Source organism: Listeria monocytogenes, assembly GCF_013282665.1.
Lineage (GTDB): Bacteria > Bacillota > Bacilli > Lactobacillales > Listeriaceae > Listeria > Listeria monocytogenes_C.
Window position 1 is genome coordinate 468,034 of sequence record NZ_CP054041.1, and the last position, 19,732, is coordinate 487,765.

22 protein-coding genes are annotated in these 19,732 nt (G+C 36.8%); 13 read left to right on the plus strand and 9 right to left on the minus strand.

The window, feature by feature from the left end:
- Positions 1–84: 84 nt before the first annotated feature.
- Positions 85–1,530 carry an aminotransferase-like domain-containing protein gene (locus HRK21_RS02355; protein ID WP_070005881.1) on the minus strand — a complete coding sequence of 482 codons (1,446 nt, stop codon included), beginning with the start codon at positions 1,528–1,530 and terminating at the stop codon, positions 85–87.
- Positions 1,531–1,654: 124 nt separating this feature from the next.
- Here HRK21_RS02355 and pdxS point away from each other — a divergent pair, with 124 nt between their 5' ends.
- Together pdxS and pdxT are read left to right on the plus strand one after the other, a co-directional pair.
- On the plus strand, positions 1,655–2,542 hold the full coding sequence (gene pdxS / locus HRK21_RS02360) for a pyridoxal 5'-phosphate synthase lyase subunit PdxS (RefSeq protein ID WP_003739470.1): 888 nt from the start codon (positions 1,655–1,657) through the stop codon (positions 2,540–2,542).
- Between the two features lies 1 nt (position 2,543).
- Positions 2,544–3,110: a pyridoxal 5'-phosphate synthase glutaminase subunit PdxT gene (gene pdxT, locus HRK21_RS02365; RefSeq protein WP_070005880.1), complete on the plus strand. Its 567-nt coding sequence runs from the start codon at positions 2,544–2,546 to the stop codon at positions 3,108–3,110.
- A 45-nt stretch (positions 3,111–3,155) separates the two neighbouring features.
- Here the strand turns inward: pdxT and HRK21_RS02370 are convergent, their stop codons facing one another.
- From HRK21_RS02370 to HRK21_RS02385, 4 genes are all read right to left on the minus strand, one after another.
- On the minus strand, positions 3,156–3,596 hold the full coding sequence (locus HRK21_RS02370; RefSeq protein ID WP_069887865.1) for a hypothetical protein: 441 nt from the start codon (positions 3,594–3,596) through the stop codon (positions 3,156–3,158).
- The gene (locus HRK21_RS02375; RefSeq protein WP_069887864.1) at positions 3,596–4,264 is read right to left on the minus strand and encodes a hypothetical protein; all 669 of its coding nucleotides are present in this window, start codon (positions 4,262–4,264) and stop codon (positions 3,596–3,598) included. Before HRK21_RS02375 ends, HRK21_RS02370 begins: the two co-directional genes overlap by 1 nt.
- Positions 4,265–4,490: 226 nt before the next feature.
- Positions 4,491–4,955: an NUDIX hydrolase gene (locus tag HRK21_RS02380; RefSeq protein WP_003739474.1), complete on the minus strand. Its 465-nt coding sequence runs from the start codon at positions 4,953–4,955 to the stop codon at positions 4,491–4,493.
- Positions 4,956–4,983: 28 nt separating this feature from the next.
- Entirely contained in the window at positions 4,984–5,520 is a 537-nt protein-coding gene (locus HRK21_RS02385) for a TetR/AcrR family transcriptional regulator (protein WP_070005879.1), read from the minus strand.
- Between the two features lie 120 nt (positions 5,521–5,640).
- Here HRK21_RS02385 and HRK21_RS02390 point away from each other — a divergent pair, with 120 nt between their 5' ends.
- Entirely contained in the window at positions 5,641–6,294 is a 654-nt protein-coding gene (locus HRK21_RS02390; RefSeq protein ID WP_077952259.1) for a transmembrane-type terpene cyclase, read from the plus strand.
- Positions 6,291–6,908, plus strand: a complete 618-nt coding sequence (locus HRK21_RS02395) for an NAD(P)H-dependent oxidoreductase (RefSeq protein WP_070005878.1) — start codon at positions 6,291–6,293, stop codon at positions 6,906–6,908. The genes HRK21_RS02390 and HRK21_RS02395 overlap by 4 nt, the downstream gene beginning before the upstream one ends.
- Before the next feature lie 79 nt (positions 6,909–6,987).
- Here the strand turns inward: HRK21_RS02395 and pta are convergent, their stop codons facing one another.
- Positions 6,988–7,965, minus strand: coding sequence for a phosphate acetyltransferase (pta, locus tag HRK21_RS02400; protein WP_003722362.1), 978 nt, complete (start codon positions 7,963–7,965; stop codon positions 6,988–6,990).
- A 319-nt stretch (positions 7,966–8,284) separates the two neighbouring features.
- On the opposite strand from pta, the gene HRK21_RS02405 reads away from it, so the two are divergent.
- The 3 genes from HRK21_RS02405 to HRK21_RS02415 are packed head-to-tail and all read left to right on the plus strand — an operon-like array spanning position 8,285 to position 10,692.
- Positions 8,285–8,512, plus strand: coding sequence for a FeoA family protein (locus HRK21_RS02405; RefSeq protein ID WP_003739478.1), 228 nt, complete (start codon positions 8,285–8,287; stop codon positions 8,510–8,512).
- The gene (feoB, locus tag HRK21_RS02410) at positions 8,509–10,503 is read left to right on the plus strand and encodes a ferrous iron transport protein B (RefSeq protein WP_070005877.1); all 1,995 of its coding nucleotides are present in this window, start codon (positions 8,509–8,511) and stop codon (positions 10,501–10,503) included. Before HRK21_RS02405 ends, feoB begins: the two co-directional genes overlap by 4 nt.
- A 6-nt stretch (positions 10,504–10,509) precedes the next feature.
- Positions 10,510–10,692, plus strand: coding sequence for a FeoB-associated Cys-rich membrane protein (locus tag HRK21_RS02415; RefSeq protein ID WP_077952710.1), 183 nt, complete (start codon positions 10,510–10,512; stop codon positions 10,690–10,692).
- Between the two features lie 28 nt (positions 10,693–10,720).
- On the opposite strand, the gene HRK21_RS02420 is transcribed toward HRK21_RS02415, so the two are convergent.
- Complete coding sequence (locus HRK21_RS02420) at positions 10,721–11,575, minus strand: metallophosphoesterase (protein ID WP_070005875.1); 855 nt, start codon at positions 11,573–11,575, stop codon at positions 10,721–10,723.
- A 236-nt stretch (positions 11,576–11,811) separates the two neighbouring features.
- Between HRK21_RS02420 and HRK21_RS02425 the strand changes: the two genes are divergently transcribed.
- Both HRK21_RS02425 and nagA read left to right on the plus strand, forming a co-directional pair.
- Positions 11,812–12,573: a DeoR/GlpR family DNA-binding transcription regulator gene (locus HRK21_RS02425; RefSeq protein ID WP_003739482.1), complete on the plus strand. Its 762-nt coding sequence runs from the start codon at positions 11,812–11,814 to the stop codon at positions 12,571–12,573.
- 5 nt (positions 12,574–12,578) lie between these two features.
- Complete coding sequence (gene nagA, locus HRK21_RS02430) at positions 12,579–13,712, plus strand: N-acetylglucosamine-6-phosphate deacetylase (RefSeq protein WP_069887855.1); 1,134 nt, start codon at positions 12,579–12,581, stop codon at positions 13,710–13,712.
- A 130-nt stretch (positions 13,713–13,842) separates the two neighbouring features.
- Here the strand turns inward: nagA and manA are convergent, their stop codons facing one another.
- Together manA and HRK21_RS02440 are read right to left on the minus strand one after the other, a co-directional pair.
- On the minus strand, positions 13,843–14,799 hold the full coding sequence (manA, locus tag HRK21_RS02435; protein ID WP_070005874.1) for a mannose-6-phosphate isomerase, class I: 957 nt from the start codon (positions 14,797–14,799) through the stop codon (positions 13,843–13,845).
- Between the two features lie 79 nt (positions 14,800–14,878).
- On the minus strand, positions 14,879–15,610 hold the full coding sequence (locus HRK21_RS02440; protein ID WP_069887854.1) for an NADPH-dependent oxidoreductase: 732 nt from the start codon (positions 15,608–15,610) through the stop codon (positions 14,879–14,881).
- 122 nt (positions 15,611–15,732) lie between these two features.
- Here HRK21_RS02440 and HRK21_RS02445 point away from each other — a divergent pair, with 122 nt between their 5' ends.
- The 4 genes from HRK21_RS02445 (at position 15,733) to HRK21_RS02460 (ending at position 19,697) form a co-directional block, all read left to right on the plus strand.
- Positions 15,733–15,963, plus strand: coding sequence for a helix-turn-helix domain-containing protein (locus HRK21_RS02445; protein ID WP_003739486.1), 231 nt, complete (start codon positions 15,733–15,735; stop codon positions 15,961–15,963).
- A gap of 83 nt (positions 15,964–16,046) precedes the next feature.
- The gene (gene hemQ, locus HRK21_RS02450; protein ID WP_003739487.1) at positions 16,047–16,802 is read left to right on the plus strand and encodes a hydrogen peroxide-dependent heme synthase; all 756 of its coding nucleotides are present in this window, start codon (positions 16,047–16,049) and stop codon (positions 16,800–16,802) included.
- A gap of 197 nt (positions 16,803–16,999) precedes the next feature.
- Entirely contained in the window at positions 17,000–17,767 is a 768-nt protein-coding gene (locus tag HRK21_RS02455) for an ABC transporter ATP-binding protein (protein ID WP_003739488.1), read from the plus strand.
- Positions 17,754–19,697 (plus strand): ABC transporter permease, encoded by a 1,944-nt coding sequence (locus tag HRK21_RS02460; RefSeq protein ID WP_070005873.1) that lies wholly within the window; start codon positions 17,754–17,756, stop codon positions 19,695–19,697. The genes HRK21_RS02455 and HRK21_RS02460 overlap by 14 nt, the downstream gene beginning before the upstream one ends.
- Positions 19,698–19,732 lie beyond the last annotated feature (35 nt).

A 19,732-nucleotide genomic window follows, 5' to 3' on the forward strand; every position in this document is an offset into this window, starting at 1 on the left:
ATGAGCTAAAATGGTGGGTTACTTTCCATTATAGATTAGAAGGATTTCGAGGGGAATATGAAAAAAGTGCGAAATAGCTTTAAATCAAGCTTCCTCGCACTTTTTTTCTATTAATATTTGCTTTATTATTTCAGCTACACGCTTTGCTTCCGTCTTCTCAAGTCGCGCATAAGTTACACGAATAACTGCTTCTTTTACCCCAAATAAAAACCCTGGCATAATAAGTAAATCATTCGCTAAAAATATATCAAAATCACGAATCGAGCGAAATTCTACTGGTAATTTCATCCATAAATGAAAACCACCTTTTGGCTTAATAAACATTACATCACTCGGTAAGATAGCTTCGAAAGCCTCGATTAAATCATCTCGTCGCCGTTCTAATACGTGGTATAATTGCTTTAAATGTACCTTATAACCGGTCGTATTTAAAACACTATTGGCTAATACTTGCGGAAATATACTTAAGCCAAAATCCATCTCTTGCCTAGCGAGCGCAAGCCGTTCAATCACCGCTGTCGGGCCAATGAGCCAACCAATTCGTGTAGTGGATCCCATAATTTTCGAGAGCGAGCCAATATATAATACATTATCCGTGTCCAGTTGTTTTAGTGGTACCGGAATTCGGCTGTCTAGTGCGGCTAGTTCTGAAAATGGATCATCTTCTACAATCGGTATTTGCAAATGAGCGCAAATTTTCACGAGTTCTTTGCGCCGTTTCAGACTCATTACAAGTCCAGTTGGATTTTGAAAAGTTGGATTAACAAAAACCATTTTCACACGGTGTTTATGATATAAATCGCGTAATTCAGAAATAATCACGCCATCCTCATCCATTGGTAGCGCAAAAATCCGTAAGCCCGCTGATTGAAACAACGATAGCGAATAAAAGTATGACGGAGACTCAATTGCCACAGCATCACCCGGCTTTAACAAGCATTGTGTAATTAAAAAGAGCGCTTGTTGCGCACCTGATGTAATGAAAATTTGTTCGCGTCGTGTTTGTAAGCCGTATGCTTCTTTCATCTGCTTTTGAATTGTTTCACGCAGTGGTTTGTAGCCTGCTTCATCCTCCTGTTGCTCCTCTGCAATAAAAGACTGCCATGAGAAACTTGGTGTTTCGATTTTCGGAGTCATTTCAAGCGGCAATTCCCCGCTCGCTACATCAATCACTTTACCTGAATCGGCTCGCTCCATTACCCCCACTTGCCGAATATAAGGGACTGCTGGTGTGAACCCACCTTGTGTTAAATAATGACGCCAATTAGTTGATTGCCCTGCAAAAAGTCCCCATTTTTCCGCATTGACTGTCGTTCCACTACCTTGTTTGCGAATGATAACTGCACGTGCTGTAAGTTCATCTAGCGCCCGCACAACCGTCGAGCGATTCACCCCAAACATTTCTGCCAACTGTCTTTCAGGAGGCAACTTCTCTTCTGGCAAAAGTTCTCCGTTGATAATTTTCGTTTCTATTAAGTCTACAATTTGTAAATAAATCGGTAAATCCGAATTTCCAGTTAGTTTCCACATCGTTCATTCCTCCTGTGGAAATTGGATGGAGAAAAAAACATCCAATTGGTTGTTTTTGCGAAATGACTTTTAGCTTATCATAATAGTCAGGTAATTTCAATTAACTTTGATGGAGGTTGTTACTATGGAGAAAAAAGTTGGTACAGATCGTGTAAAACGTGGTATGGCGCAAATGCAAAAAGGTGGCGTCATTATGGATGTAGTCAATGCGGAACAAGCAAAAATCGCAGAAGAAGCTGGTGCCGTTGCCGTGATGGCGCTTGAACGGGTTCCTTCCGATATTCGTGCAGCTGGTGGTGTGGCTCGTATGGCCGATCCTCGTATTGTCGAAGAAGTGATGAACGCTGTTTCTATCCCTGTAATGGCAAAAGCACGTATTGGTCATATTACAGAAGCGCGCGTTCTCGAAGCAATGGGCGTTGATTATATTGACGAAAGTGAAGTATTAACACCAGCCGATGATGAATTCCATTTATTAAAATCAGATTTCACTGTTCCTTTCGTATGTGGTTGTCGTGATATCGGCGAAGCACTCCGCCGTATTGGTGAAGGTGCAGCCATGCTCCGTACAAAAGGAGAACCCGGAACAGGCAATATCGTCGAAGCAGTCCGTCATATGCGCCAAGTAAACGGTCAAATCCGCCAAATCGTAGGGATGACAGATGACGAGTTAATGGTTGCTGCTAAAAATTTCGGTGCTCCATATGAATTAATCAAAGAAATTAAAGCGTTAGGCAAACTTCCGGTCGTTAATTTTGCTGCTGGTGGTGTTGCAACTCCCGCTGATGCTGCACTAATGATGGAACTTGGAGCAGACGGTGTTTTCGTTGGGTCTGGTATTTTCAAATCAGATAACCCCGCAAAATTTGCCAGTGCGATTGTTCAAGCTACTACTTACTATACTGACTATGAGTTAATCGGAAAACTTTCCAAAGAGCTAGGTTCCCCAATGAAAGGAATCGAAATGTCTCGCCTTAACCCAGAAGACAGAATGCAAGATCGGAGCATTTAATATGAAAAAAATTGGTGTCCTTGCCATTCAAGGTGCAGTGGATGAACATATCAAAATGATTGAATCAGCCGGTGCTCTTGCTTTTAAAGTAAAGCATTCAAATGATTTAGCTGGGCTTGACGGACTTGTTTTACCTGGCGGTGAAAGCACAACGATGCGCAAGATAATGAAACGTTATGATTTAATGGAACCAGTCAAAGCATTTGCCAAGGAAGGTAAAGCTATCTTCGGTACTTGTGCTGGACTTGTGCTATTGTCAAAAGAAATTGAAGGTGGCGAAGAAAGCCTTGGATTACTTGACGCTACAGCAATTCGTAATGGTTTTGGCCGTCAGAAAGAAAGTTTTGAAGCCGAGTTAAGTGTAGATGTTTTTGATGCTCCTACTTTTGAAGCAATTTTCATCCGCGCACCATACTTAATAGAACCAAGTGATGAAGTAACTGTATTAGCAACAATTGACGGAAAAATCGTCGCTGCTAAACAAGCGAATATTCTCGTAACTGCTTTTCATCCTGAGCTTACAAACGACAATCGTTGGATGCGGTATTTCTTAGAAAAAATCCTATAAAAAAAACATCGAAAATCAAATTGATGATTTTCGATGTTTTTCTATTTATTTCAAAAAAGATTCCATATATGATTTCGCATCTTTTTCCGAAATTCCGTCTGCAATGTAAGATTCGTACATATATTTCTCTAAAGCAGGAACATACTTGGATACATCTTCGCCAGCCTTGTTCATTTTACTAATATTAATCACTGAAACACTAATGTTCTTTCTTTGTGCTTTCGTTAAGCCTTCATAAGGAATATTTTTTTCATAGTAAGAAACCATAACATCCTTGCTAATATCTTTTCGATAAGAATCACCTACAAAGATAAGAACAATCCCAGCTACTACGCAAAGGCCTAAAACAATCCCCATCGTACTCGTAGGACGAAATCTCCCTTTAGTTGATGAACGCAGAATGTTGACGATAAGTACACCAAGAGGATAAACTAAAACAAGCGCTCCTCCGATATACATCATTAATTCCCCAGTATTTTGAATCATTAGAAGTCCTCCCTATAATGTGAATTACCTGAATCAAAACTTTCTTGAATCTCCTGAACAAAAGGATTTTCGGTGTCAAAGCATTTTTCAATTAATCTGGCACTAGTAAACTGCGCCTCCCAAATATCAAACACTACTTTATTACCACGTTTCACTTCATACACTCGGTATACTTGTGCTTGTCTAGCATCCATAACCCCGTTGTAATCGTATAATCTTGCTTCGATAGAATCGATGTTATGAAACCAAATAATTTTCTTTTTAATTAAATTACCGTGAACTATAGCACCGTTATATACATTTACATACTTTGTAGCACTTAACGTAGACCAAACAAACCATAACCCCAAAAGAGAAAGGATAATTAGTTTAGCATTGAAAGAATCTCTATAAAAAAATCCAATTAAAAAAGCTATCAAACATATAAAAATAGGGAGAATGAAGCGCCCACCACTACTTCTTTTTAACATTAATATTGGTGTCCCAATCTCCTCGATAACAGTATTAGAACGATTAAAGAACACCTTAAACATAGGAAACTTAAGCTCAAATTCCTGACGAAGATTAGTTTTTCTTTTATCATTTATTCTCCTTGATAAAAAAATAGCAGCTCCAACAAATACAGCGACACCTAAAAGAGCTACCCACTTAACTATACTCTGATCCAACTTTTCCAACCCTTTCTTTTCATCTAGTAGATTTAATGTAGTTAATAAAGTTTTCTGTGAAGGCAGTTCAGAAAATAAAACTACTCACTAAAATTGGAAATTACAAGTTTTTATCCATTATTTCAGTATAGTATCTCGTTTCCGAATAAATTTCCTAAAAACAGACCAAAAATTACCGTGAATTTGACCAAAATATGTCGATTAAATGACTTGCTATAATAAATTTTTATCGTATGAATACTTGTCCATTAAATCCCTTCCAATCTGCAAGGAAATCCTCATGTTGCTTATTAACTAATTGAGGTATCTCAGCCTCTTCAAAAAATTGCAACTCCATTGTTTCCTCATCCTGAACAGATAACTCTCCACTTACATAGCACAGTTCAAAAAACACTGAAATCGGCTGAACTTTGTCCCCATTTGGATAACTATCTTCATAATTAGAATAGATACCAACTAATGATTTCACTTTAACAAGAAGGCCTGTTTCTTCTAGATACTCTCTAATAACTGCTTCTTCAAAAGATTGTCCTAATTCAATGGCTCCACCAGGAAATCCCCAAACCTTTTTATCGTTTCTTTTTTGTAGAAGTATCCTTCCTTGCTTATCCCTGAGACCACCGCTTACAAAATTTAAAATAATTTTATCTTGCCCCACCTTTTCTCTGATCCATTTAATATAGTTGCTCATTTTTTTCACCTTCCTTAATATTCTTCTGTTAATTTGTTAAATGCTCTAAGTCAAGTAACTTCAAAATAGATGCTGTCACTTGCATAGGTGAATCGGTGCTTTTAGTTGAAATCCACTGAAGCATTGTTCTTGTTACTCCCCCTAAAATAAAGGTTTTTTGTATCTCATTTAATCCATTTATTGCTGGAACTTCTTCCATTATTTTTTCTAAAAAAGAATAGAATGGCTGATCCAGTAAATAAATGAGATTATTTTTGATAAGTAGTTCCATTACCTCTGCATCACGTTTCCAGTAGGTAAAACATTGTAGCAAAGCATTGTTTATATCAATCGTTCCTTCTGATTTCTGTATTTCATTAAAATATTCTTGAAACAAATAATTAGATCTCATAAGTAAAATTTCTTCTTTATTATCAAAATTCCGATAGAAAGTTAAGCGGGCAACTCCTGCTTTTTTAGTAATATCTGTAATTGTAATTGACGCATATGGTTTTGTTTTTAAAAGATCTAGTAAAGCTTCTATAATCCATTTCTTACTCAACATAGCCTGTCTATTTTCATCCATTGGAACTCCTCCTCAAAGTGTAACAAATCACGACTAAGTGTATCTTGTTTTATGAAATGACAAGTAATACACTATTAACTGTAACATATGTAACACCTAATGAAAAATGAAGGAGGATAAATGATGACATTATTTTTAACATTATTAAGTGGTATTGCTTGGACCATTGTCTATATAGAATTAATCCGAAATGGGATAAAACACAAAACCTACGCCATGCCGTTATTTGCTTTAAGTCTCAATTTTGCTTGGGAGGTTATTTATTCCATAAATGATTTAGTAATTAATTCTAATAGCATTGGCGTGCAAGGATTAGTCAATCTAGTATGGGCTTGCTTCGATTTAATTATTGTTTACACTTACTTTAAATACGGAAAAAAATACTTTCCTGAAAATGCAAAAAAATATTTTATTCCATTTAGCATACTGGTATTTATTACAGGTTTTGCCATTCAGCTTGCTTTTTATTTTAGTTTTGACCCAATCCCAGCTGCGCAATATTCTGCTTTTATGCAAAATGTCGCCATGTCTATTTTATTTTTAACCATGCTTTTTCAACGCCACAATACACGGGGACAAACATTATTAATGGCGTATTCTAAATGGATTGGCACACTCGCTCCAGCATTACTAATGGGACTTTTACAAGAGATTAATGTCTATATCCTTATTTGCGGTTTTCTTTGCAGTATTTTTGATATTTTATATATTATTTTCTTGAAAAAAAGAAAATCTACAGAAAGTAACTTAACAAAAAATGGAGGGGTTTTATGAAAAGAATTTGTATCATTTTTGACCACCCTTATACTGGTGACGCATGCTTTAATGAACCGCATAACCGAAGTTTCTCTGCAGCATTGTTACTTCGCGCGAAACAAACATACGAAAAAGCTGGTTATATAGTGGATATTATTGATCTTCATAAGGACGGATTTGATCCAGTAATGCATAAAGAGGACTTAATAGCTTGGCGCAAAAAAGAAGTAAATCACCCTTTAATTAAGAATTATCAAGAACGAATAATGATTGCCGAAGAACTCCTTTTTATTTTCCCAATTTGGTGGGAAGCAATGCCTGCAATGATGAAAGGCTTTTTTGATAAAGTAATTGCCAAAGGAATTATTTACGAAGAAGTAAACGGAAAAAAACTATTCAAAAATAATTTAGTTAATTTAAAAAAAGTAAAAATGGTGACAGTGATGGCAACTCCTCACTGGATTTATAAATTTATGTTTGGTAATCCAATTACTAAAATTGCCTTTAGAGGGACTTTTAGAAAAATGGGCTTTCACAAATTGAAATGGCTTAATTATTCCGCAGTGCACAAGTTGAGTGTGAGCGATAGAGAAAAATTACTAAATACTTTTAGTCATAAAATAGAAAAATAAGCAGGAATCTTGTATGGGCCGCTTTTAATAGCTCTATACAAGATTCCTGCTTTATTATTTTTTAACCATTAATCAAGTTTTATTTATTCACTGCTTGTGCTGCTGTAATTAACGTTAAGTTATAAACATCATCTGTGTTACAACCACGAGATAAATCATTAACTGGCGCATTTAAACCTTGTAAGATTGGTCCAACTGCTTCAAAGTTACCTAAACGTTGGGCAATTTTGTAGCCAATGTTTCCTGCTTCTAGGCTTGGGAAGATAAATACATTTGCGTCCCCTTTGATAACAGAACCTGGCGCTTTTTTCTCCGCAACGGTTGGAACAAATGCCGCGTCAAATTGGAATTCACCATCTAAAGTTAGTTCAGGCGCTTTTTCTTTTGCTAGAGCTGTTGCTTCTACAACTTTTTCTGTTTCATCAGATTTTGCAGAACCTTTTGTAGAGAAGCTTAGCATTGCAACACGTGGGTCAATACCGAAGATTTCTGCAGTTTCCGCACTTACAATCGCATTTTCCGCTAAGTCAGCTGCAACTGGTGCAATATTGATAGCTACATCACTGAATAAGTAGCGTTCTTCACCGCGAACCATAATCATCGCGCCGGCAACTTTACTTACGCCTGGTTTGGTTTTAATAATTTGTAGTGCTGGACGAACAGTGTCACCAGTAGAGTGAGCCGCACCACTTACAAGACCTTCTGCTTTTCCTGTGTATACAAGCATTGTTCCAAAATAGTTTGGATCAACGAGCATTTTACGTGCAGCTTCTTCCGTTGCTTTACCTTTACGACGTTCTACAAATGCAGCCACTAATTCATCAAAAAGTGGATCGGTCGCAGGTTCATGAATAGCGATTCCTTCAACAGAAACACCAATTTCTTTTGCTTTCGCTTCAATTTCAGCTTTGTTTCCAAGCAAAATTGGTTTTACGATATTTTCTTTTTGCAGACGTGCAGCTGCTCCAACAATACGTTCATCTGTTCCTTCAGGTAGTACGATGCGCACGTTTTTCCCAGTAACTTGTCCTTTGATTGTAGTAAATAAATCACTCATGTGTTAATTGCCTCCATTAATATACATATTATAGTTACCATTTTACTATAAAAAAGGACAACTTGACAGAAAAAAAGTGATTAAAAACAGCTCCAGCACTTATTTCCGTGTATCAATACAGAGGTAAAAAGGCTTGCCACTTAGGCAAAAGACGACTATGCTCTTAAGAAATTTTTTTGCTGTTATACCCTACTTTCTTGCTATTTTAGTAACAATTTCAAAAAAACACTTCATATTAAAGTCTGTTCGTGATAAAATGAACATAGTTGATAATGATTATCATGTTCATTACATAACATAAAAGGAGGCCTGCTAGCTTATGCAATTAAATGAAACTGCTGTCGGTGAAAAAGTTCGCATCTCAGAATTAAAAATTGAGAACACCATGCTTAAACGTCGCTTACTTGCACTTGGTTGCGATGAAGGCTGTGATATTTGTATCAAACAAAAAGGACTATTTGGTGGTCCCTGTACGTTTGAGACAAATGGGCAATATATCAGCATTAGACAATGCGATGCTTGCGCCATTATGGTGGAACGCAGATGAGTCAAAATACATATTGCTTACTCGGAAATCCAAATACGGGGAAAACTTCCCTATTTAATGCATTAACAGGCTCTTATGAATATGTAGGAAACTGGAGCGGAGTCACCGTTGAAAAGAAAATCGGTACTTTGCGCTCGAAAACAGGAAAATTAATTGATTTGCCTGGTATTTATGACTTAAATCCGATTTCTCGTGATGAAACAGTTGTCACTAGATTTTTATTGGAAGAGAAATTCGATTGTATGTTAAATATTGTCGACTCTTCGCAAATTGAACGAAATTTAAATTTAACCATTCAGCTACTTGAGTTTGGTGCACCTGTTGTGATGGGACTGAATATGATTGATGTAGCTGCTGGTCGCGGTATCCATCTAAACATCCAGAATCTCGCCAAACAATTGCGCATTCCGATTTTACCAGTAGTTGCTCGTTCTGGAAAAGGTACAGACGATATTTTATCCACTTTGTCAGAAAAACACGTAGCTCCTGCGATTCCACTTGTTTTACCATACGGAGAACCCGCAGAAAACGCAATTACTGAAATCCAAACTGTCATAAAAGACATAATACCTGCAAAGCAATCTCGCTGGCTTGCTGTTCAATTTCTTTCTAAAAATGAAGTCACAGAAGAGTTTTTAGCGACATTCCCTGCTTTGGAGCAATTAAAGCATATCCGAACAGAGCTAGAAATTGCACTTGATGGAAAACTGGAAAATCATTTTCACCAAGTTCGCGTGAATTACATTCATGATATTTGTTTAACTTCGGTTGAATATACGCGTCATTCAGATATTCCACTATCCGACAAACTCGATAAAATTTTCACACATAAGTTTTTCGGCATTCCAATATTCCTTGGTATTATGTGGTTGATTTTCCAAATAACCTTTACTTGGGTTGGCGCACCGCTATCCGATCTACTCGATGGTTTTATCGGTGGATCGCTGACGGACTCGGTGACATCCTTCTTAACAACCATTGGGGCATCTGGATTTATCACTGATTTAATCACAGATGGTATCATTGCAGGTGTCGGAGGAGTACTTGTTTTTGTCCCACAAATCTTGGTTATTTTCTTCTTCATTTCTGTCTTAGAAGATTCGGGATATATGGCCAGAATAGCAGTCGTTATGGACCGGGTAATGGAAATTTTCGGCTTAAATGGGAAAGCTTTTATTCCGATGATTATTGGCTTTGGTTGTAATGTCCCTGGAATTATGGCGGCGCGCTCCATTGAAGAATCCAAAGAGCGGACACTAACGATTCTCGTTTCACCATTTATGTCTTGTTCCGCGCGACTTCCTGTTTATGCTCTTTTTGTGGGCGTATTTTTCGAGAATCATCAAGCGCTTGTCGTCCTTTCTCTTTACGTTATCGGTATTTTAATGGCACTCATTGTCACTAAAATCCTTTCCAAAACATTACTTAAAAAAGATAATTCCGTATTCGTCGTTGAGCTACCACCGTATCGTTTACCTTCACTTAAAACGTTATGGCGCAGCACCTGGGAAAAAGGAAAAGGATTCTTGCGTAAAGCAGGAACATTCATTTTTGCAGGTTCGGTTATCATTTGGTTGCTAAATTACGCTGGACCATCCGGACTTGATGTTCCAATGGGCGAAAGTTTCTTAGCAATCATCGGCGGCATATTAGCGCCATTACTCGTCCCTTTAGGATTTGGTACTTGGCAAGCTGGTGCCACTCTTATTCCTGGCTTTTTAGCAAAAGAAGTGGTCGTTTCTACAATGGCGATTATTTATGCAGTGGGAGAAAGTTCGCTCGGCAGCATCGTTAGCACCTTCTATACGCCACTTTCGGCTTACTGTTTTATGTTATTCATCTTGCTTTATATTCCATGTTTAGCAACTGTTGCAGCGATTCGAAAAGAAACTAGTTCGTGGAAATGGACCGCATTTGCTGTCGCTTATCCACTTGTTACAGCTTACGTATTAGTATTTCTCGTGTATCAAATTGGTAGTCTATTCGTTTAAGAGAGGATGTTTTTCGTGAGTATAATTGTTAATTTATTACTTGGCGGTGCAATTTTCGGCTACACTATTTACGCGATGATTAAATTTGTCAAACGCAGTAAACAAGGAAAATGCGGTGGCTGTGAACTTGAAAAAGCCTGCAATTGCGAGTCAGACGAGCATACAAATTTGGATCATATATTTAAGTAGAAAAAGAGCCTTTTCTAAGGCTCTTTTTCTACTTCGTCTCCGGTTTTATCGTAACCTCCACAATTTCATATGGATTTCCTAACCTCGGAAATGCTTTTTGATGAAAACTACCAGCGCCAAGTCCTGCAGAAATAATCATCGTCTTTCCATCTTTCGTATGCTTCCCATAAACATAATCTGGCAAAATAACTCGCTGCGGTCCAGGAGCAATCGCCCCGATATTCGTATACGGAATACGCACAATCCCGCCATGTGTATGACCACTTAACGTCAAATCAAAGTCATTTTCCACATAAAGCTCAAAATAATCCGGCATATGGGATAAAAGAACTTGATAATACGCTGAATCTTGCTGGCTTTTTATTTCCGCTAAACCTTCCTTATAATAAGGATAGTCATAATCTAATTTCGCACTACTCCGCAACCCAGACATTTGAAATTTCTGCCCCTTAACATCGATCGTAGCCGTTTTATCTTCCAAGTTAACTACACCCATTTTTTCTAAAAAAGGCTTGTAGTCGTTCTCATATGCACCTTTCACATCATATTCATGATTTCCCGGCGAAAAATAAACTGGCGCAATCTTCGTTAATTTTTCAATAAGTTCTTTAGGAACACTATCGCCTTGCCTATCAAATAAATCCCCCGTAATCGTAATCACATCTGGTTGTAGCGCAACCACTTTATCTACTAATTTTTCGTTTTTATTCCCAAATTCACTAAAATGCAAATCCGATAATTGCACGATTTTAATCTCTTGGTCAATTTTAGCAGAACTCACTTCGTATTTTTTTACCGTCAACCGAGTCCCAAGAAACCACCCCACAACTAAAAGTAGGACGATAAGAATAACTGCTATAATCCATTTCATTTTTAAAGACATTTCCCCACCTCTATGTTGTCCATTTTTTGTAATCTTTTAAAGGTTTTTCAACCACAATTACTTTCATTATAACCTAGATTAGGTACTGACTCAAAAAGCACGAAAAACTCATCCCCAAAATCGAAAACAGAAAAATAATAAGTTGACATAAAATGAATAAAGTATATAATTAACTTACAAAAACTTATTAAACGATTAAATAAACTTAAAATAAATTAACCTGGGTTGGTGAAATTATGAACCAAAAAGAACGAATAGTGGAAGAACTGAAGCTGTTAGAGAAACAAAAAACGATTTCTCAAGAAGAGCTCATGCGAATTTTTTCCATTTCCAAAGATACAGCAAGACGTGATATTTTAAAATTAGTGGAAAACGGACTCGCGGAACGTTATCCAGGTGGCGTGTCACAACCGATTTTAAAACCGCAAATAGAAAGTTATACTAGTAGATTAGTGAAACAGAGCGCACAGAAACAAAAAATTGCTCGTGCAGCCGGGGAAACGATAAAAGATCATATGACAATCTATTTAGATGTTTCTACCACTGTTCATTTTTTAGCATCAGAACTTAAGCAAAATGATTTAGTAGTAGTAACAAATTCGATGGATAACGCCATAGCTGCATCTCAGAATGAAGCTAATAAAGTATACTTACTCGGTGGTTTTTTTAACTTCCATTCGCGTGTATTATCAGGTGAGCCTGTTTTAGCTCAACTCAAACAATTCAACTTTGATTTGGCTTTTATTGGTGGAGCTGGGGTGACAGAAGAAGGTATCTTTTATTCAGAACTTACAGATGTTTACATGAAACAAGAGATTATCAGAAATTCCGAAAAAGTATTCTTACTAATTGATAATACAAAAGTGAATAAAAAGACATCCTCCAAAATTGATTTTTCTGGAATTGATACCGTATTAACAGATCAACCTTTGCCAAAAGATTTAATGCAACACCTTATTTCTAAAGAAGTAGAAGTTATCTCTTTGAGAGGATTGTGAAAATAATGGCCGTTATCAAAAACGTGCAAATTTACAAAGAAAATGAATTAATCAATGCAACAGTTATTACAGAAGGAAATTTGATAAAAGAAGTTTGTTCGATTACTCCCGAAAAATATTCAGAAGAGACAACTTTCGATGGAAATGGACGATTGCTAATACCCGGAATGATTGACGTTCATATCCACGGAGCAAATAACTACGATATGATGGATGGCTCAACAGAAAGTATCCAAGCTGTTTCGATGGCTTGTGCGGAAACAGGATGTACAAGTTTTCTAGTAACATCGGTTAGTTCGTCTTTGGAAGACTTGATTCAAATGATTAGACAAACCAAAAAAGTGATAGGAAAAGAGAAAGGCGCCAAAATTGCAGGAATTCATTTAGAAGGCCCCTACCTCAATATAGAAAAAAAAGGAATGCAAAATCCAGCCTATTTAAGACACCCGAATTTAAAAGAAATGAAAAAGATTTTCGATGAAGCAGATGGTCTGATAAAAATGGTCACGATTGCTCCAGAATTGCCTGGGGGTATCGAACTCATTGACTTCTTAAAAAAAAGAGGCGTTGTGGTTGCTATTGCACATTCCAACGCAACTTATGAAGAAGCGCAAGACGCTTTTGAAAAAGGTGCATCTCATATAACACATTGCTTTAATGCTATGCCGCCAATCCACCACAGGGCGCCAGGGCTTGTTGCAGCAGCTTTAGAAAATGATTCGATAAGCGTCCAAGCCATCGTAGACGGGGTTCACCTTCATCCTGGAATCGTGCGTCTCATTCATAAAATTAAAGGACCAGATAAAATGGTTCTCACAACTGATGCCCTTCAAGCTATGGGAGTTGGCGACGGGGAGTATATTTTTGGCGGTCATCAAGTAACGGTTAAGGAAGGCATTGCACGCTTAAAAGACGGAACATTAGCTTCAAGTACCGTGACGATGAATAAATCTTTAAAGTTAAGTAATGAATTTGGTATTCACTTACAAGATGCTATTCAAATGGCAGCAAGTACACCCGCAGCCATTTTAGGAATGAACAATTTTGGCAGAATTGAAAAAGGGTATGTCGCTGATTTAGTTTTACTTGATAAAAATTTTGAAGTTCTAACTACATGGATTGATGGTGAAATATATTAAATCGACTAGATAAACACTTTCAGAGGAGTGGAATGATATTTTAGTTGTCATTTCCCAAAGAAACAAACAAGCAGAAATCTTGTATATTCCATTTCCAAAATGGCGTTATACAATGATTTCTGCTTCTTTGTTATTTCACCGGCGGATTCGAAACAATCGCCGTCATTTTCCCATCAATTTTCCAAGATTTCACATCATTCGGCAATACAAAATGATCACCTTTTTTAATCGCTTGTTTTATTCCATCAATCGTAAGTACCGCTTCTCCGTCCAGAACACTCACTAATGTATAAGGAGCTTTAGCCGCAAATTCAGCCGCTCCATCCACTTCCCATTTGTATACGCTAAAGAAATCATTCGATACAAAAGTAGTTTCGGTCAAGCCGCCACGTGTCTCTGTTTTAATATCTAACTTCGCATCCACATGCGGTGCAGTCGTAACGTCAATAGCTTTATCTAAATGGAGTTCACGCAAATTCCCTTCTGCATCTTTACGGTCATAGTCATATACGCGATAAGTAGTATCAGAGCTTTGTTGTGTTTCAAGCACTAACGTTCCTGTACCTAACGCATGAATTGTACCACTTGGAACATAATAAAACTCTCCTGGTTTAATCGCCACTTTACGAAGCAATTTATCCCATTCGCCATTTTTTGCCCAAGTAGCAAATTCTTCTTTGCTGGCTGCTTTATGACCGTATATTAATTCCGCACCAGGAGCACAGTCAATAATATACCAGCATTCCGTTTTGCCCAGTTCGCCGTTTTCATGCACTTTTGCATATTCGTCATTTGGATGGACTTGTACAGAAAGGTCTGTATTCGCATCCAAAATTTTCGTTAATAACGGGAAAACTGCCTCTTTCGGATTACCAAAAAGCGCCGGATTTTCTTGCCATAATTCAGCTAATGTTTTGCCTTTATATTCGCCATTTTTGATTACGGAAGGACCGTTCGGATGAGCGGAAATCGCCCAATCTTCTCCAGTAGTATCAGACGGAATATCGTAACCAAAATAATCATGTAATTTCGTTCCACCCCAAATTCGGTCTTGAAAAACAGGGTTTAAAAATAATGCTTCTGTCATTATAAAATTACCTCCATTCCAGCGATTTTGCTGGGTTTTGTCAATTAAAAGTATATACTAATAATGGCGAAGATGCTAGTTATTTCCCGCCTAAAAAACCTCTTTCTTTTATTTGTTCGGTTAAATTTGGATAATAAGGTCTATCATAAAATTTTGCTAACCGTTCGGTATAAGAAACAAAGCCTTCTCGTTCTGAAAATGGAATAATTTCTTGGTCATATGCTTTTAGTAAAGGCATGACATCCGTTTGGTACTTCTCTTCAAAATAAACTGCTTCTTTCGGCAAACGAGGTTTAACAGGCGCTTCGACATCTGGAACTCCAATGCAAAGTCCGACAACTGGCATGACGAATTCTGGTAAATTTAGAAATTCTGCGGTTGCCGTAATATTTCTGCGCAAACCGCCAATACAAATAGTCCCGTAATCAAGTGACTCAGCAGCTGTTAAAGCATTTTGCATACAAAGTCCGATATCTGTTGCTGCAACCATCAGCAAATCTTCTTCCCCAGCAATTTGGAAACTTTTATTGTGCATGTCACTCGCTACTTTTACGCGGTGAAAGTCTGCCACAAAACAAAGAAAAACGGAACATTCTGCTATGTAAGGTTGATTTCCGCAAAGCTCAGCCATTTTATTTTTACGTTCTTGGTCTTTAATGGCAATAATCGAATAGTGTTGACCATTAATCCATGACGGGGCTGCTTGAGCTGCTCGGATAATCGCATCTAGTTTTTCTTCCGGAATCTCGACCCCTTTTTTATATTTACGAAAAGAGCGATGATTTCTTAGCAAAGTTAATACGTCATTCATATTTATGCCTCCTAGATTTATCATTTAGTTAAAGTATAGCTTGTTTTTAGGCAATTGTTAATGTTTTCTCTTGTATTTCTGCCAGATATTTTCTACACTTAAAGAAAAAGAGGTGAAAAGATATGCGCCAACAACAAATAGATTTTAAATGGCTGGAAGAAACCTTCCTAACTGCGAATGAAGCCGCGACTTACTTAGGCATATCTAAGCAAGCTCTCCTTTCCTTAGCCAAACGTGATGTACTACCCTTTACGAAAAAAGGAAATATGGTTCTTTTTCACCGAATGGACATTGAACTTCGACGAGAAAATCAACAAAGCTTACGTGAAAAATACCGTCCTTTTGAAACATAAATTTCACAAACAGCGAAACGGACGAACTACTTCCCGTATGTTACACTTTAGTTAGTGATATTCTAAACAAGGAGTGATACATAATGAATGAAGCAGTAAAAACATTAGATGGTTGGTTTTGTCTACATGATTTTCGTTCGATTGACTGGGCTGCATGGCGTGAACTAAATCCAAGTAATCAGGAACTTATGTTAAATGAACTTAGCCACTTTTTAAGCGATATGGAAATTACTAAAAATATCGGTGAAGGCGAACATACCATTTATAGTATTCTTGGTCAAAAAGCAGATTTAGTATTCTTCACTTTACGTGATTCCCTAGAAGCGCTGAATGAAGTCGAAAATCGTTTTAATAAATTAGCGATTGCCGATTATTTATTACCGACTTATTCCTATATATCTGTAGTGGAATTAAGTAACTATCTTGCGTCTCACATGGCGGGCGGTGAAGACCCTTATCAAAACAAAGGTGTTCGTGCGAGACTCTATCCAGCACTCCCACCTAAAAAGCATATTTGTTTCTACCCAATGAGTAAAAAACGGGACGGCGCTGACAATTGGTATATGCTTCCAATGGAAGAACGTCAACAATTGATTCGCGACCATGGTTTAATTGGTAGAAGCTATGCTGGCAAAGTACAACAAATTATCGGTGGTTCCATTGGATTTGATGATTACGAATGGGGTGTCACTTTATTTTCCGATGATGCACTGGAGTTCAAACGAATCGTAACGGAAATGCGCTTTGATGAAGCAAGTGCTCGCTATGCCGAATTCGGTTCATTCTTTATTGGAAACCTGTTACCATCGGAAGACCTCTCCAACTTATTTACTATTTAACTAATATAAACTGGAAATGATACGAATAAACCTTTTTTATGGATTTATTTGTATTATTTCCAGTTTTTTTACTTCACAAAACTAACAATTTTGTAAGGATATCTTCCGTAAATGTCATTTGATACGATGGAACTAGCTCTTTATAGACGATAGAATGTAGATAGTAACGAATCTAGTTTTTATAAGGAGAGAAAATAATGGAGACAGTTTTACAAGCAAAAAACGTGAGAAAAATATATGGAAGTAAAGGAAATGTCTATACAGCACTAGAAAATATCAGCATTGATATTAAAGAAGGTGAATTCACTGGAATTATGGGGCCTTCAGGTGCAGGTAAATCGACACTTTTAAACGTCTTATCTACTATTGATACGCCAACTTCTGGTGAAATTAAAATTTCTGGACAAGAACTTGAAAACATGAATGAACAACAAATGTCTACTTTCCGCCGTGACAAACTAGGTTTTATTTTCCAAGACTACAACTTATTAGATACATTAACAATCCGCGAAAATATCATTCTTCCCCTCGCACTAGCGAAACGCCCGGTAAAAGAAATGGAAGCAAAATTAGCAACTATTAGTACCAAGTTTGGAATTACTGATATTCTAGATAAATACCCAAGCGAAATTTCAGGGGGGCAAAAACAACGTACCGCGGCTTCACGGGCTATCATTACATCACCAAGTTTAATTTTTGCCGATGAACCAACAGGTGCTCTTGATTCCAAATCAGCAACCAATTTACTTGAAAGTTTACGTGACTTAAATGAACAGGATAAATCAACAATCATGATGGTCACACATGATGCTTTTGCAGCAAGTTTCTGCAAACGAATTTTATTTATTAAAGACGGAGAATTATACACAGAAATCTATCGTGGAACTAAAACGCGTAAGGAGTTCTTCCAAAAAATTCTAGACGTCCTTGCAAAACTGGGGGGCGACACAGATGACGTTATTTGATATAGCTAAAAAAAATATTCGACATAATTTTGTTCATTACTTTTTATATTTTGCATCGATGATCTTCAGTATTATGATTTATTTTACATTCCTTGTTCTTTCGAAGGATCCCTCTGTAGTGGCTAGAATTGATCAATCGGCTAAACTTTCGACTGCATTTTCAAGTTCCTCCGTAATTTTACTTATTTTTGTAGCTATTTTCATTCTTTATTCCAATAATTTCTTCACTAGAAAACGGAAAAAAGAAATCGGCCTTTATTCTTTACTCGGCCTTCGAAAAAAAGAAATTGGTCGCATGTTATTTTATGAGAATTTCATTATGGGACTTGGTGCATTAATTATTGGTATTTTAGCTGGTACGTTACTTTCCAAACTTTTTGTAACCATATTACTTAATTTAATTAATATTGAAAACATCGGTGGCTTTGCCTTTTCATGGGGAGCAGTTTTACAAACAAGCATAGTATTTATTATCATCACTTTGTTTACTTCTTTCTCTGGTTACCGAATCATTTATCGCTCTACTCTTTTAGAGCTGTTTCATTCTGAATCAAAACGTGAGAAGAGCCCGAAATCATCATTCACCCTATCACTAGTTTCACTTGTTTTAATTGGAATCAGCTACTTCATTGCTAGTCAACCACTTGAAGCAAAAAATTCCATTTGGGTAAAACTAGGTTTCTCTATTGGCGCTCTCGTTATTTTAACTACTGTAATTGTTGGTACAGCTTTATTTATTACCTTCTTCTTACCGTATCTATTAACAAAACTTAGAAATAATAAACGTATTTTCTATAAAGGAAGCAATATCATTTCCACATCTCAGTTAAACTTTAGAATTTCTTCCAATGCAAAAACGTTAATCGTTATTTCTATTCTAAGTGCAACAACACTTTCGGCTATTGGAACTATTAGCAGTATTTATTACCAAGCAAATGCGTCAGCTTCCACATCTGCACCTTCCAGCTTTGAATATGTAATTCCTAAAAATACGGAAACGAATGACAAAATTATGAATACCCTCGAAAATGATTCTGATCATCCAGTAGAATACGCACAAAAAAGCACGTATTATATCGTAAAAGCAGACGGTGAACGCCCTGATTTTGTTGAATATGATATTAATGACGGTTTCCCAGTTATTTCTGAATCTGATTATAATGAACTTGTTAAAAAACAAGGAAACACGGAAAAAACCGCTAAACTAAAAGATAATGAAGCCCAAATGGTTCTTTCTATCACTTACGATGAAAAAGCACGAAAGAAAATGATTGGCGAAAAATATACACTTACTACACCTGAAAAAACAAGTGTAGAAATTAAAAAAGTCGTTCAAGATTCACCACTTGGCACTGTTCAAGGCTTACTCGTTCTTCCAGATAAACAAGTCGAACAAATCGCTGCTGATAAAAATATTCCAGCAACAAACGTTGAATCGGTTACTGTTCAAGATGCAAAACAAGCTCAAGCTTTAGACAAGAAAGTACGGACACTTCTTCCTGAAGATACCAATTATATTTCCTATGCCGACTCTTATCAACAAATCATTACTGTAACAGGTGTACTACTATTTATCGGTATGTTCATCGGATTTGTTTTCCTAGCAGCAACAGGAAGTATTATCTACTTTAAACAGCTAACAGAAGCATACAATGATATCGGCACATTTGATATCTTGAAGAAAATCGGTCTTACGAAAAAAGACATTCGAAAAATCCTTGCCAAACAATTACTAGTGGTCTTCTTAATTCCACTAATTATCGGTATCGCGCACAGTAGTGTTGCACTTATCGGACTTTCGAATATGTTACTTCTAGACCTTACTTTACCAGTAATTATTTCTACTGGAATCTACACATTAATGTATATTATCTACTATTTCGTTACATTAAATAGTTATACAAATATCGTGTTTGGCAAAAAATCCTAATAAAAAATGCCCTCTAATTCATTTTAGAGGGCATT